Source organism: Brevibacterium sp. W7.2 (assembly GCF_018137945.1).
Taxonomy (GTDB): Bacteria; Actinomycetota; Actinomycetes; order Actinomycetales; family Brevibacteriaceae; genus Brevibacterium; species Brevibacterium sanguinis.
In genome coordinates this window covers 2138652-2152261 of sequence record NZ_CP073089.1, presented here as the reverse complement: position 1 = coordinate 2152261, position 13610 = coordinate 2138652, and the positions used below count along the sequence as shown (strand labels likewise).

Sequence of the window (13610 nt, the reverse complement as noted above, 5' to 3'; positions counted from 1 at the left end):
CTGAGGTACCGTGCCGGTCGGCACTGCGGCCTGACGGCGGATAAGCGGGGTGGTACCGCGGCAGCAATGTCGTCCTCGCGGCCAGTGACCGCAGCTACCGTGAAGGACGCTCATGACGCAACCCCTCTATCCCAAGGTGTCGACCTCGGCCTTCGGCCTCAGCGCCTCGCCGAACTTCCCCGAGATCGAGCGCGCGGTGCTCGAGTACTGGAAGCAGGACGACACCTTCGCCGCGTCGATCGCCGAACGCGACCCCGGTGAGAACGGGTCGAACGAATTCGTCTTCTACGACGGCCCGCCCTTCGCCAACGGCCTCCCGCACTACGGTCACCTCCTCACCGGCTACGTCAAGGACGTCGTCCCGCGCTACCAGACGATGCAGGGCAAGAAGGTCGACCGCCGCTTCGGCTGGGACACCCACGGGCTGCCGGCCGAACTCGAAGCCGAGCGCCAGCTCGGCATCACCGACAAGTCCGAGATCGGCCGCATGGGACTGGCCGCCTTCAACGACGCGTGCCGGTCATCGGTGCTGCGGTACACGCAGGAGTGGGAGGAGTACGTCACCCGGCAGGGCCGGTGGGTCGACTTCGAGAACGACTACAAGACGCTCAACGTCGAGTACATGGAAAGCGTCATCTGGGCGTTCAAGCAACTGTGGGACAAGGGCCTGGTCTACGAGGGCTACCGCGTCCTGCCCTACTGCTGGAAGGACCAGACCCCGCTGTCGAGCCATGAGCTGCGCATGGACGACGACGTCTACAAGATGCGCCAGGACCCGGCCGTGACGATCGGCTACAAGCTCACCGATGCCGACGAATGGGTCCTCATCTGGACGACGACTCCGTGGACGGTGCCGTCGAACCAGGCCGTGGCCGTCAACCCGGAGATCCCGCTCGTCGCGGTCGTCCCCGGTCCCGACGGAGCCCCCGAACTCCAGGGCAAAACCCTCATCCTCGCCGAGGCGCGCCTCGGCGCCTACGCCCGTGAACTCGGGGAGAACCCCGAGGTGCTGCGGACGTTCCCCGGCAGCGAGATCGTCGGACGCTCCTACGAGCCGCCGTTCCCCTACTTCGAGGGACGCCAGGACGAGTTCGGGCAGCGCATGCACACGATCCTGCCCGCGGACTTCGTCACCACCGAGGACGGCACCGGCATCGTCCACCAGGCTCCGGCTTTCGGTGAGGAGGACAAGGAGCTCACCGACGCCTTCGGGATCACCGCCGTCCGCCCCGTCGACGACGCCGGCCTCTTCGACGCCACTGTGCCCGACTACGCCGGCGAGCAGGTCTTCGACGCCAACCGGCCGATCATCCGGGATCTGCGCGACCACACGGGACCGCTGGCCGATCGCCATGCCCTGCTCGTGCGCCACGAGTCCTACGAGCACTCGTACCCGCACTGCTGGCGCTGCCGCAACCCGCTCATCTACCGCGCGGTGTCCTCGTGGTTCGTCCGCGTCACCGAGTTCAAGGACCGGATGGTCGAACTCAACGAGCAGATCAACTGGGTGCCCGACAACGTCAAGGACGGACAGTTCGGCAAGTGGCTCGAGAACGCCCGCGACTGGTCGATCTCGCGCAACCGGTTCTGGGGCTCGCCGATCCCGGTGTGGATCTCCGACGACCCGACCTACCCGCGCACCGACGTCTACGGGTCGCTGGCCGAGATCGAAGCCGACTTCGGCCGTCTGCCGGTCAACGACCGCGGCGAGGTCGACCTCCACCGTCCGTGGGTCGACGACCTCACCCGTCCCAACCCCGACGACCCGACGGGGAAGTCGACGATGCGCCGGATCCCGGAGATCTTCGACGTGTGGTTCGACTCGGGGTCGATGAGCTACGCCCAGGTCCACTACCCGTTCGAGAACGCCGCATGGTTCGACAACCACTTCCCGGCCGACTTCATCGTCGAGTACATCGGGCAGACGCGCGGCTGGTTCTACCTCCTCCACGTCCTCGCCACCGCGATCTTCGACCGCCCGGCGTTCCTCAACTGCATCTCCCACGGCATCGTCCTCGGCTCCGACGGGCAGAAGATGTCGAAGTCCCTGCGCAACTACCCCGACGTCAACGAGGTCTTCGACCGCGACGGCTCGGACGCGATGCGCTGGTTCCTCATGGCCTCGTCGATCCTGCGCGGCGGCAACCTGGTCGTCACCGAACAGGGCATCCGCGACGCGGTCCGCCAGGTCGTGCTTCCGCTGTGGAACACGTGGCAGTTCTTCGCGACGTACTCGAACACCGCGGACCCGGCGGCAGGGACCGACGACGCCGAGGCGGTGACCGGATACCGGGCGTCCAAGCGGTTCGACTCCTCCCAGGTCCTCGACCGCTACCTGCTCGCGAAGACGCACGACCTCATCGTCGACTTCGCCGCGGCGATGGACGACTTCGACATCTGGGCGGCCTGCGAGATCGTCCGCAGCTACCTCGACATGCTGACGAACTGGTACGTCCGCCGCTCGCGCCGGCGCTTCTGGGACGGCAGCGCGGAGACTCACGAGACCTTCGACGTCCTCTACACGTGCCTCGAGACCTTCGCCCGGGTCGCCGCCCCGCTGCTGCCGTTCACGGTCGAGGAGATCTACCGCGGGCTCACCGGGCACCGGTCGGTCCACCTCGAGGACTACCCGGATGCCGCGGAGTTCCCGGCCGACCCCGACCTCGTCGCGGCGATGGACCTCACCCGCGACATCAGCTCGACGGCCTCTTCGGTGCGCAAGGCCAACCGGCTGCGGGTGCGCCTTCCGCTCAGCCGCCTCGTCGTCGCCGGCAGCACCCCGCTGAGCCGCGAGTTCACCGACATCATCGCCGATGAGCTCAACGTCCGCGAGGTCGAGGCCCTCGATCTCGCCGCCGCCGAGGACGCGGGCTTCTCGCTCACCCAGAACCTCGTCGTCAACGCCCGTGCCGCCGGTCCGCGACTGGGCAAGCAGGTGCAGGCGGCGATCAGGGGCTCGAAGACCGGTGACTGGTCGGTCGCCGCTGACGGCACCGTGACCAGCGGCGGCGTCGAGCTCGTCGACGGCGAGTACACGCTCGAGTCCGTCGCCGAGTCCGGCACCGACGGCATGGAGCTCGCCGCCCTCGACTCCGGGTTCCTCGCGCTCGACACCCGGGTCACCCCGGACCTCGAAGCCGAGGGCGTGGCCCGGGACACCGTGCGGGCGATCCAGGGCATCCGCAAGCAGCTCGACCTCCACGTCGCCGACCGCATCACCGTCGTCATCGAGGCCGATGAGGCCGTCACCGAGGCGCTCGGCACGCACCGGGACCTCATCAGCACCGAGACCCTGGCGACGGGACTCGACTTCGCTCCCGTCGCCGAGTCCGCCGAGGTCTTCACCCCCGAAGAGCTGCCTGCGGGCACCCGGATCTCGGTGGTGAGGGCATGAGTGCCGACGACCTCACCCGGGTCTATGCCACCCTGCTCACCCGGGCGGGGGAGGCCGCCGTCGAGGTCCGCCTCGACGCGACCCGCCGGGCCGTCGAGCTCCTCGGCGACATCCACCGGGCCGCACCCGTCATCACGGTGACGGGGACGAACGGGAAGACGTCGACGGCGCGGATGATCGACGCGATCATCTCCGCCCACGATCTGCGGGTCGGACGGTTCACCAGCCCCCACCTCCACTCGGTCACCGAACGCGTGTCCGTCGACGGGCAGCCCGTCGACGCGGAGACGTTCGTGCGGATCTTCGACGAGATCGCCCCGTACCTCGACATCGTCGACGCCGAGCTCGTCGACTCCGGTCGCCCCAAGCTCACGTACTTCGAGGTCCTCACCGTCCTCGCTTTCGCGATCTTCGCCGACGCTCCCGTCGACGTCGTCGTCGCCGAGGTGGGGATGGGCGGGGAATGGGACTCGACGAACGTCGCCGACGCCGAGGTGTGCGTGTTCACCCGCATCGGCCTCGACCATCAGGCCTACCTCGGCGACACCCTCACCGCGATCGCGCAGACCAAGGCGGGGATCCTCAACCGCACCATCGACCCGACCCCGGCCCCGGAGCCGGTGGCGATCATCGCGGCACAGGAGGACGAGGCGCTCACCGCCCTCGACGCCGAGGTGGCCCGCCGTGAGGTGCCCGCGCTCGTCGAGGACCGCAGCTTCCGCCTGATCGACCGGCAGCGGGCCGTGGACGGACAGCTCATCGCCGTCCAGGGGATCCGGGACGTCTACACCGACCTGTTCCTTCCCCTCCACGGCGAGCATCAGGCGCACAACGCGGCCGTCGCGATCGTCGCCGCGGAGACCTTCCTCGGCGACGAGGACAAGCCGCTCGACCGGGACACGGTCGCCGATGGCCTGTCCCGCGTGACCTCGCCGGGACGCGCCGAACTCGTCCGCACCGGTCCCGCCGTCGTCGTCGACGGGGCGCACAATCCCGACGCCGCCCGCGTCCTCGCCGACACCATCACCGAGGCGTTCGACTTCGACTTCACCGTCATCGTCATCGGCATGCTCGCCGACAAGGACGTCCACGGCGTCCTCGACGAACTCCACCGCACCGCCGACGCCTTCGTCGTCACCGCCCCGGTCAGCGACCGCGCGCTCGACGCGGAGACGCTCGCCGAGGCGGCCCGGGAATGGGTCGACGAGGACGCGGTGACCGTGGCCCCCGACCTCAACGCGGCGCTGATGACGGCCTTCGACCTCGTCGAGGGCAGCGGTGCACAGCGGCCCGGGGTCATCGTCACCGGCTCCCTCTACACCGTCGCCGAGGCGCGTGTGCTGCTCGGCCGGGGGGACGAGGCATGAAGTCGAAGTACCCCGTCCTCGCCGGGTCGATCCTCATCTGCGAACTCGTCGTCGTCTACTTCGCGGCGCTCGCGGCGTACGGGCTGACGGTGAAGACCAACGGCACCCTCGAGCTCTCCCAGCTCCTCATCGGCGCCTCGGTCATCGCGGTGGTCGCGATCGTCGCGACGATCCTCTTGCCGCGGCGCATCGGACAGAAGCGACCCGGCGTCGTCCTCGGCTGGATCACGCAGGTGCTGCTGCTCGCCACCGGCTTCATCCTCCCGCCGATGTTCTTCATCGCCGCGATCTTCATCGCCCTGTGGGTCGTCGCCGTCTACTGGGCGGCCCGCATCGATCGAGAGGTCGCCGAGCGGTCCTGACCGCCCGTGTGCCCCGGGTACACTGTCCATCGACGAACTCTACGGAAGGACCCGAATGGAACGCACCCTCATCCTCATCAAGCCCGACGGCGTCGCCCGCGGCCTCATCGGTCAGATCGTCGGCCGCATCGAGGCCAAGGGCTACACGATCGACGCTCTGAGCCTGCGCACGGCCACCCCGGCGGAGCTCGCGGCGCACTACGCCGAGCACGAGGGCAAGCCGTTCTACCAGCCGCTCGTCGACTTCATGTCGGAGGGCCCGATCGTCTCGATCATCGCCTCCGGTGAGGGCGTCATCCCCGGCTTCCGCTCGCTGGCCGGCGCCACCGACCCGACGACGGCCGCCCCGGGCACGATCCGCGGCGACTTCGGCCGCGACTGGGGCGAGAAGGTGCAGAAGAACCTCGTCCACGGCTCCGACTCACCCGAATCGGCCGAGCGCGAGATCGGCATCTGGTTCCCCAACTGAGGTCGCCCATCCGCACAGACACGTGGTGCCCCGCAGATGATCTGCGGGGCACCACGTGTCTCTGCCGTCGTCCGCGTGCGGCGGACGGGAGTCTGAGGACGGGGATCTCCGGCCTGGAGCCTCAAGACGGGCGTCTAGGACGGGAGTCTGAGTTCGGGCGTCTCAGGTCGGGAGTCTCAGAAGAGGGTCGCGAAGAAGTTCCAGAACTGGACGACGATGGTCGTGGCGATGATGAGCAGCCAGACGACGGCGATCGCGACGTTCTCCCGGGCGAGCACCGTGACCACGGCGCTGTCGCGGACCCCGCGGCCGAAGTTCCCCGCGAGCGCGTTGTGGGCGGTGACCGCGCAGAACATCGGGATCGTCATCGTCCACACGACCATGCACCACGGGCAGCCGACGCCGATGACGTAGATCGACGTGTAGTAGAGGAACATGACGAGGACGACGCCGAGGGCGAGGCCGATGTTGAGGCCGATCATGATCCAGCCGGGCAGCTTCGTGCGGGCGACGAGGAGGACGCCGATGAGCAGCGGGACAATGAATGCCGCCACTCCGAGGAGCTGATTGGGGAAGCCGAAGAGCTGGCTCTGCGGATACTCCATGACCGATCCGCACGAGAAGAACGGGTTGAGGTCGCACGAGAGGACGGCGTCGGGGTTCTCGAGCTTCTCGTACTTCTCCACCGACAGGGCGAAGGAGGAGATGAAGCCGATCACCGAGGTGACGATGAGGAAGACGCCCATCGCCGTCGGGCGCAGCACCCACGGACGCTTCCGCGGAGGCGCGTCGATGGCATCGTCGAGGTCGTCGTCTGCAAGCGCGGGTGCCGTGTTCACACTCCTAAGGATGCCTGCCCGCGGGGCATGCGGCAAACCCGGCGGGCCCGGTCTCAGCGGTCGGACAGCAGATCTGTGACATAATGATGCGACGGATACCTGCTCCCACACCGGGCAGGAGAAGTGCCTCCACCGAGTCGAGGGAACGGCCTCGCAGGTCGACACGAAGAAGAGGCAGCATCGACGGCCTACGCGCTGAGCGCGAGCCGAAGACGCCATCCACAGGTTTCGGTCCCACGGGGACCATGCAGGACACCGGAGATCCGTATGGTGTGAGCGGAGGCTCCGGTAGGAGTGAATATGAGCGATTCCACGAACGACAGCAACGGCACAGCCGATCCCACCGAGGGCATCCTCGCCGATCTCGCCGATCTGCAGGCCAATGCGGCCGCCGCCAAGGGCACCGAGCACACGGTCGACGACGGCGTCCGCGAGGAGCTCGACCACCTCGCCGATGCCGCGGGCTCCCTGCGGGAGAGCCCAGAGCGCGACGACGAGGACCGGGAGCGCGGTCGCCGTCGACCCAAACGGGCCCGCGACGCCGTCGCCAACCGCGGACTCGTCTTCGAGCAGTTCGTCCGCGAGACCGACGAAGGACTCGACCCCAGCGCCGAGGACGACGAGGACGACTCGACCCCGCAGCCGCCGCAGGCCCCGGCCTTCGACCCCCGCAATCCCTTCGCCGCGCCGGTCGCCCCCGCGCCCGCAGAACCCGCGAGTCGTCCGGCCGCTGCGGTGCCCCAGCACGGCGGACTGATCTTCCAGGTGCCCAAGGCGGAACTCGCCGAGGCGGTGAGCATCGACGACGACTTCGACGATGAGGACATCGACGAGGACGAGACCGACGACCGCGCAGACGACCGTGAGGATCGTGACGATCGCACAGACGACCGCGAGGATCGTGACGACCGCGAGGACCGTGACGACCGCGACGACGAGGGCGGAGGCCGGCGGCGCCGCCGCGGCGGACGCGGTCGCCGCTCGCGCAGCCGCGACGATGACGAGTCCGAGGCGCAGAGCTCCCGCAGCGAGAAGACCCGCGAGAAGCCTGCGGAGAAGCCGGCGGACAAGGACTCCGAGACCGCAGACGGCGATGAGCGTCCCTCCCGCGCGAACCGGCGCGGGGACAAGGCGGAGAAGAAGTCCGACGACGACGCCCGCGACAAGACGAGCGAGGGCGACGACGACGGTGACGACGAGGACGGCGGTTCGCGTCGCCGCCGGCGCCGCCGCTCGCGTTCCCGCGGCTCCGACAGCGACGAGGTGACCTCGCTCAAGGGCTCGACGCGTCTCGAGGCCAAGCGCCAGCGCCGCAAGGAGGGCCGCGAGGCCGGCCGCCGCCGCCCGGTCATCACGGAGGCCGAGTTCCTCGCCCGCCGCGAATCCGTCGACCGCACGATGCTCGTGCGCGAGAACGGCGATCAGACGCAGCTCGTCGTCGTCGAGGACGGCATCGCCGTCGAGCACTACCTCAAGGAGAACCGCCAGCAGTCCTCCCTCATCGGCAACGTCTACCTCGGCAAGGTGCAGAACGTCCTGCCGAGCATGGAGGCCGCCTTCATCGACATCGGCAAGGGCCGCAACGCCGTCCTCTACGCCGGTGAGGTCAACTGGGACGCGCTCGGCATGGACGGCAAGGCCCGTCGCATCGAGGCCGCGCTCAGCCCCGGCGACTCCGTCCTCGTCCAGGTGACGAAGGACCCCGTCGGCCACAAGGGCGCCCGCCTGACGAGCCAGATCTCCCTGCCCGGACGCTTCCTCGTCTACGTGCCCGGCAACTCGATGACCGGCATCTCCCGCAAGCTGCCCGACGTCGAACGGGCCCGCCTGAAGAAGCTCCTCAAGGAGCTCGTCGGCGACTCCAACGGCGTCATCGTCCGCACCGCCGCCGAAGGCGCGACGGACAAGGAGCTCAGCCGCGACGTCGAGCGCCTCGCGAAGCGCTGGGAGACGATCGAGAAGAAGTCGAAGTCGACGAAGGTCCTCGCCCCGCAGCTGCTCTACAGCGAGCCGGACATGATCGTGCGGATCATCCGCGACGTCTTCAACGAGGACTTCAATTCGCTCGTCATCGACGGCGACGGAGCGTGGAACACGATCCACGAATACGTCGAGGCCGTCGCCCCCGACCTCCTCGAGCGGGTGCACCGCTACTCCGAGGACGAGGGGATCTTCGACCACTACCGGATCGAGGAGCAGATCCAGAAGGCTCTGCAGCGCCAGGTCAATCTGCCCTCGGGCGGCTCGCTCGTCATCGACCGCACCGAGGCGATGACCGTCATCGACGTCAACACCGGCAAGTTCACCGGTGCCGGCGGCAACCTCGAGGAGACCGTGACGCGGAACAACCTCGAAGCGGCCGAAGAGGTCATCCGGCAGCTGCGTCTGCGCGACATCGGCGGCATCATCGTCGTCGACTTCATCGACATGGTCCTCGAGTCGAACCGCGACCTCGTCGTCCGCCGGCTCGTCGAGTGCCTCGGCCGTGACCGGACGAAGCATCAGGTCGCCGAGGTGACTTCGCTCGGTCTCGTGCAGATGACGCGCAAGCGCATCGGCACCGGACTCGCCGAATCGATGGTCTCCGCCGGAGCCGACCTCACCGGACGCGGGCTGCTCCTGCCCGGGTCGGAGGAGGACGGGTCGAAGTCCCATCGCGGCGGCCGCTCGCAGAACTCCGAATCGTCGGGCAACGGCAAACGCGATCGCAAGCGCCGGTCGTCGAAGGGCAGCGAGTCGGAGTCCCAGTCCGAGTCGGTCGGCAACGACGCCTCGCGCTCCGCGGTGGCAGCGATCGCGAAGGCGACGCTGAAGAAGGACGACGACGCCGAGGCGCCGGCGGACGCACAGACCGACACGGGTGCAGCCGACACCGCGCCCGAGGAGAAGCCGAGCCGTGCGAAGTCCCGCGGACGCAAGCGGACGAAGAACGCCGACCGGTCCGCCGAGGCCGACCGCGGCGACAGCGACACCGCCGCTCAGGACGAGAAGCCGAGCACGGGCGACGAGCAGCCGATGCTGCCCGTCGAATCGGCGTCGGAGACCACCGCATCGACCGACTCCGCACCGGAGGCCGAGCCTGCGGGGGAGATGCCGCTGATGATCGGCGCCGACACGACGACGAAGGTCGCCGTCGCCGCCGAGCCTGACGCTCCGCGCCGCAAGGCCCCGGCGAAGAAGGACAAGCCGGCCGAGAAGCCCCAGGAGGCGCTGCCGACCTCGTTCGTCATCATCGGCGAGGACTGAGGCTCACCCGCCTGAGATCCTCCCGCCGCCGGCGACAGCACAGCGCCCCACGTCAGTCGACGTGGGGCGCTGTGCTGTCCGTGACCGGGTCCGGGCTCAGGGCCCTTGCCCGGCTGACATGCCCGGCCCGGATGCGCGCGGGCCGGGCATGTGAGCCGCAGGGGGCCGGTGAGCGGGCGACCGGTGGGTCAGGTGCCCGACTGCTTGTTCCGGGTCGTGCTGATCGTCGGCTGCGCGGCCTGATCGCCGCAGAGGACGATCATGAGGTTCGTCACGAGGTCGCTGCGCTCGGCGTGCCCGAGCGAGACGATGTCACGGCGCTCGATCTGCTCGATCGCCGTCTCGACCATGCCCACCGCCCCTTCGACGATGAGCTGCCGGGCCGCGACGACCGCGGTGGCCTGCTGCCGCTGAAGCATCGCCCGGGCGATCTCCGGCGCATACGCGAGCTGGGTGATCCGGGATTCGATGATCGACACGCCGGCGGCGGCAACTCGGGCGGCCACCTCGGCGGAGAGCTTCTCCGTGATCTCATCGGCATTGTCGCGCAGGGACATCCGCTGCGGATCGGAGGAGTCGTAGGCGTAGGAGTTCGCGATGTGGCGCACCGCCGTCTCGGCCTGGATGGCGACGAACTCCTCGAAGTCGTCGACCTCGAACATCGCCTGAGCCGTGTCGCGGACCTGCCAGACGACGACCGCGCCGATCTCGATGGGATTGCCGTCGAGGTCGTTGACCTTCAGGGTCGAGGTCTCGTGATTGCGGATGCGCGTGGAGATCTGGATCTTCGAGAAGAGGGGATTGACGAAGCGCAGACCCGACTGCCGCACCGTGCCGACGTACTTGCCGTAGAGCTGGAGGACGACGGCGTGGCCGGGCGCCACCGAGGTGCAGCCCTTGAAGAGGAACAGCGAGGCGATGAAGGCGAGGACGCCGAGGACGAGGAGGATGATGCCGAGCGGGCTCTGTGCGATCATCAGGCCGAAGCCGACGAGTCCGAGGAGGATCGCCACGAGGAGGAGGACGACGGCGCCGACGATCGCAAAGTACCCCGAAACCGCGCCGGCCGGTCGTTCGCGGACCCGATCGCCCTCGACCGACTCGATGCGGGTCGGCTGATCCGCCCCCGGCCGACCGCCGGCGGGTCCGCCGTCGAACTGGGGGCTCGCTCCCGCACGCTGCCCGCCCGGTCGCCCGGACTGCTGCGGCATCGGGGGCTGTCCCTGCTGCCAGGGCTGCTGGGGCGGAGGCGTCGGACGCTGGGGCGGGGGAGGGTTCTGTGACATGCGGCCAGTCTAGGTCACACCGGAAATCCACTATCCGAAACCCGCAGTGAGACCAATGTCACTTGCGACGGAGTCGGTGTGATGCAGATAACAGTTCTGTAACTGTCCGAATATTGGAAGGTCGATTGCTTGATCCCGGTGTCGCATTGCGGAACATTTGATCGACATGGACATACTGCTGCTTGCGTCAGACGCACCGACGTCACCCGTCGACGATGCCATCAACTCCTGGTTCGATCCGATCGCCACCTGGTTCTCCAGTGTGATCTTCGTGCCCATCACGATCGGCGAGATCTCCTTCCCGTTCGTCGTCTTCTGGCTCATCCTCGGAGCCCTGATCTTCACCCTCTACTTCGGCTTCATCCAGTTCCGCGGCTTCAAGGTCTCCCTCGACGTCGTCCGCGGCAAGTACTCCAAGCCCACCGACCCCGGCGAGATCACCCACTTCCAGGCCCTGGCCTCCGCGCTCTCGGGCACCGTCGGACTCGGCAACATCGCCGGTGTCGGCGTCGCCGTCGCCCTCGGTGGACCGGGTGCGACATTCTGGATGATCATCGCCGGTCTGCTCGGCATGTGCACGAAGTTCGTCGAGTGCACGCTCGGCGTGAAGTACCGCGAGATCGATGAGAACGGCGTCGTCCACGGCGGACCGTTCAAGTACCTGCCGGTGGCCTTCCGCCGGTTCTCCAAGCCCGTGGCCGCGATCCTCACCGGCGTCTTCGCCGTCGCGATCCTCATCTTCGGTGTCGTCGGCGGCGGCATGTTCCAGGCCAACCAGACGTTCGCCCAGGTCCGCACCGCCACCGGCGGCGCGGACGGCTTCCTCGGCGGCGCATGGGCCGGACTGATCTTCGGCATCCTCTTCGCCCTCCTCGTCGGACTCGTCATCCTCGGCGGCATCCGCTCGATCGCGAAGGTCACCGACAAGCTCGTCCCGGCGATGGCGATCTTCTACGTCGTCTCCTGCCTCCTCGTCCTCGGCATCAACTTCCAGCAGATCCCGATGGCGATCGGCGAGATCTTCGAAGGCGCGTTCAACCCGCAGGGCATCGCCGGCGGCATCGTCGGCGTCATGATCATCGGCTTCCAGCGCTCGGCGTTCTCGAACGAGGCCGGCATCGGCTCGGCCGCCATCGCGCACTCGGCGGTCAAGACCCGCCGGCCGATCTCCGAGGGCTTCGTCGCCCTCCTCGAGCCCTTCATCGACACCGTCGTCATCTGCACCATGACCGCTCTGACGATCATCGTCGCCAACCAGCCCTCGTACCGCGAGGACCTCGGCGAAGGCGAGATCGGCGGTGTGGCCCTGGCCTCGGACGCCTTCTCCACCGTCGCCTCGTGGTACCCGGCGCTGCTCGCCGTCGCCGTCGCGCTCTTCGCGTTCTCCACTCTCATCACGTGGACGTACTACGGCGAACGGGCCTGGAGCTACCTCTTCGGCCGCGGCCGGGCGACGATCATGGCCTTCCGCGTCCTCGTCTGCGTCTTCGTCGTCATCGGCTGTGTCGCCAGCTTCAGCAAGGTCGTCGAGTTCGCCGATGCGGCGCTGTTCATGTGTGCCTTCATCAACATCCTCGGCCTCTACCTCCTCATGCCGGTCGTGAAGAAGGAGATGAAGAAGTACCTCGCCGACCGCAAGGCCGGCACCCTCACCGACCCGGACACCAAGGACGCCGTCCCGGTCGAGCAGCCCGCCTGACCCTCACCCTCCCGTGCCCCGGCCGTCCCCGCGACGGTCGGGGCACGGCCGTGTCCGCGGCGCTGTCACCGGCCCCACGGCACCCGCGGATTGTCTAGACTGTTCGCGTGACTGACGACGACACCGCCGCCTCCCGGGCCGCCGACCGCCTGCTCGAGCTGCGGGGCAGCATCGACAACATCGACGCCGCCCTCATCCACCTGCTCGCCGAGCGCTTCAAGCTCACCGAATCCGTCGGCGTGCTCAAGGCCGACCACGGCCTGCCCCCGGCCGACGAGGCCCGGGAGGCCCGGCAGGTCGCCCGCCTGCGCCGCCTCGCCGAGGACTCGCACCTCGACCCGGAGTTCGCGGAGAAGTTCCTCGCCTTCATCGTCGCCGAGGTGATCCACCATCACGAGCGGATCGCGGAGTCCCGCGAGGGCTGAGCATCCGGTCCCGTGACGAGGCGGAGGTCACCTCCGCACCGGTTTGCCGTTCGCGGCCGGGATCGACTAAACTTGAACGTCGGTGCGTCCGTCGCACCACGGCCGGTGATTCCTCTCAATGGGTCTGTCGTGCAGGGAGTCCGCTCCCTGTCGAGCCAAGGCATCAACCGCCGTTCGCAAGATTTCTTACGCAGAAAGGGTTCGACCATGGTCTACGCCATTGTCCGTGCCGGTGGCCACCAGGAAAAGGTCAGCGTCGGCGACATCATCACAGTGAATCGAATGAAGGCGCAGGCCGGGGACAGCGTCACGCTCGAACCCGTTCTCTTCGTCGACGGCGACGCGGTCACGACCGACGCCGATGCCCTCTCCAAGATCTCGGTCAGCGCCGAGGTCGTCGGTGAGCTCCGCGGTCCCAAGATCGTGATTCAGAAGTACAAGAACAAGACCGGGTACAAGAAGCGTCAGGGCCACCGCCAGGACCTCACCCGTCTGAAGATCACGAACATCAAGTAAGAGGAGG

10 protein-coding genes are annotated in these 13610 nt (G+C 68.2%); 8 read left to right on the top strand and 2 right to left on the bottom strand.

The genetic code is table 11. The features are described from left to right. Positions 1-112 precede the first annotated feature (112 nt). Genes ileS through ndk form a run of 4 tightly spaced genes read left to right on the top strand, consistent with a single transcriptional unit; the run spans position 113 to position 5592 of the window. Positions 113-3394: an isoleucine--tRNA ligase gene (gene ileS / locus J9315_RS09685; RefSeq protein ID WP_211977734.1), complete on the top strand. Its 3282-nt coding sequence runs from the start codon at positions 113-115 to the stop codon at positions 3392-3394. Then, positions 3391-4761, top strand: coding sequence for a folylpolyglutamate synthase/dihydrofolate synthase family protein (locus J9315_RS09680; RefSeq protein ID WP_211977733.1), 1371 nt, complete (start codon positions 3391-3393; stop codon positions 4759-4761). The genes ileS and J9315_RS09680 overlap by 4 nt, the downstream gene beginning before the upstream one ends. Further along, positions 4758-5123: a DUF4233 domain-containing protein gene (locus J9315_RS09675; protein WP_211977732.1), complete on the top strand. Its 366-nt coding sequence runs from the start codon at positions 4758-4760 to the stop codon at positions 5121-5123. The genes J9315_RS09680 and J9315_RS09675 overlap by 4 nt, the downstream gene beginning before the upstream one ends. 55 nt (positions 5124-5178) lie before the next feature. Then, a complete protein-coding gene (gene ndk / locus J9315_RS09670; protein ID WP_211977730.1) occupies positions 5179-5592 on the top strand; it encodes a nucleoside-diphosphate kinase in 414 nt (137 codons plus the stop codon). A 176-nt stretch (positions 5593-5768) separates the two neighbouring features. On the opposite strand, the gene J9315_RS09665 is transcribed toward ndk, so the two are convergent. Further along, a complete protein-coding gene (locus J9315_RS09665) occupies positions 5769-6431 on the bottom strand; it encodes a vitamin K epoxide reductase family protein (protein WP_198498632.1) in 663 nt (220 codons plus the stop codon). Between the two features lie 300 nt (positions 6432-6731). On the opposite strand from J9315_RS09665, the gene J9315_RS09660 reads away from it, so the two are divergent. Beyond that, a complete protein-coding gene (locus tag J9315_RS09660) occupies positions 6732-9677 on the top strand; it encodes an Rne/Rng family ribonuclease (protein ID WP_249120870.1) in 2946 nt (981 codons plus the stop codon). A gap of 188 nt (positions 9678-9865) precedes the next feature. On the opposite strand, the gene J9315_RS09655 is transcribed toward J9315_RS09660, so the two are convergent. Beyond that, entirely contained in the window at positions 9866-10963 is a 1098-nt protein-coding gene (locus J9315_RS09655; protein ID WP_249120869.1) for an SPFH domain-containing protein, read from the bottom strand. Positions 10964-11129: 166 nt separating this feature from the next. On the opposite strand from J9315_RS09655, the gene J9315_RS09650 reads away from it, so the two are divergent. From J9315_RS09650 to rplU, 3 genes are all read left to right on the top strand, one after another. After that, positions 11130-12662 carry an alanine/glycine:cation symporter family protein gene (locus J9315_RS09650; RefSeq protein WP_211977726.1) on the top strand — a complete coding sequence of 511 codons (1533 nt, stop codon included), beginning with the start codon at positions 11130-11132 and terminating at the stop codon, positions 12660-12662. A gap of 107 nt (positions 12663-12769) precedes the next feature. Further along, positions 12770-13087 (top strand): chorismate mutase, encoded by a 318-nt coding sequence (locus tag J9315_RS09645; RefSeq protein WP_198498635.1) that lies wholly within the window; start codon positions 12770-12772, stop codon positions 13085-13087. Between the two features lie 207 nt (positions 13088-13294). After that, on the top strand, positions 13295-13603 hold the full coding sequence (gene rplU / locus J9315_RS09640) for a 50S ribosomal protein L21 (RefSeq protein ID WP_137825320.1): 309 nt from the start codon (positions 13295-13297) through the stop codon (positions 13601-13603). The last annotated feature ends 7 nt before the right edge of the window (positions 13604-13610 follow it).

Bases quoted from the DNA above. Each gene is read 5' to 3' on its own strand.
- ileS (WP_211977734.1), top strand. From the start codon at position 113: ATGACGCAACCCCTCTATCCCAAGGTGTCGACCTCGGCCTTCGGCCTC.
- J9315_RS09680 (WP_211977733.1), top strand. From the start codon at position 3,391: ATGAGTGCCGACGACCTCACCCGGGTCTATGCCACCCTGCTCACCCGG.
- J9315_RS09675 (WP_211977732.1), top strand. From the start codon at position 4,758: ATGAAGTCGAAGTACCCCGTCCTCGCCGGGTCGATCCTCATCTGCGAA.
- ndk (WP_211977730.1), top strand. From the start codon at position 5,179: ATGGAACGCACCCTCATCCTCATCAAGCCCGACGGCGTCGCCCGCGGC.
- J9315_RS09660 (WP_249120870.1), top strand. From the start codon at position 6,732: ATGAGCGATTCCACGAACGACAGCAACGGCACAGCCGATCCCACCGAG.
- J9315_RS09655 (WP_249120869.1), bottom strand. From the start codon at position 10,963: ATGTCACAGAACCCTCCCCCGCCCCAGCGTCCGACGCCTCCGCCCCAG.
- J9315_RS09650 (WP_211977726.1), top strand. From the start codon at position 11,130: ATGGACATACTGCTGCTTGCGTCAGACGCACCGACGTCACCCGTCGAC.
- rplU (WP_137825320.1), top strand. From the start codon at position 13,295: ATGGTCTACGCCATTGTCCGTGCCGGTGGCCACCAGGAAAAGGTCAGC.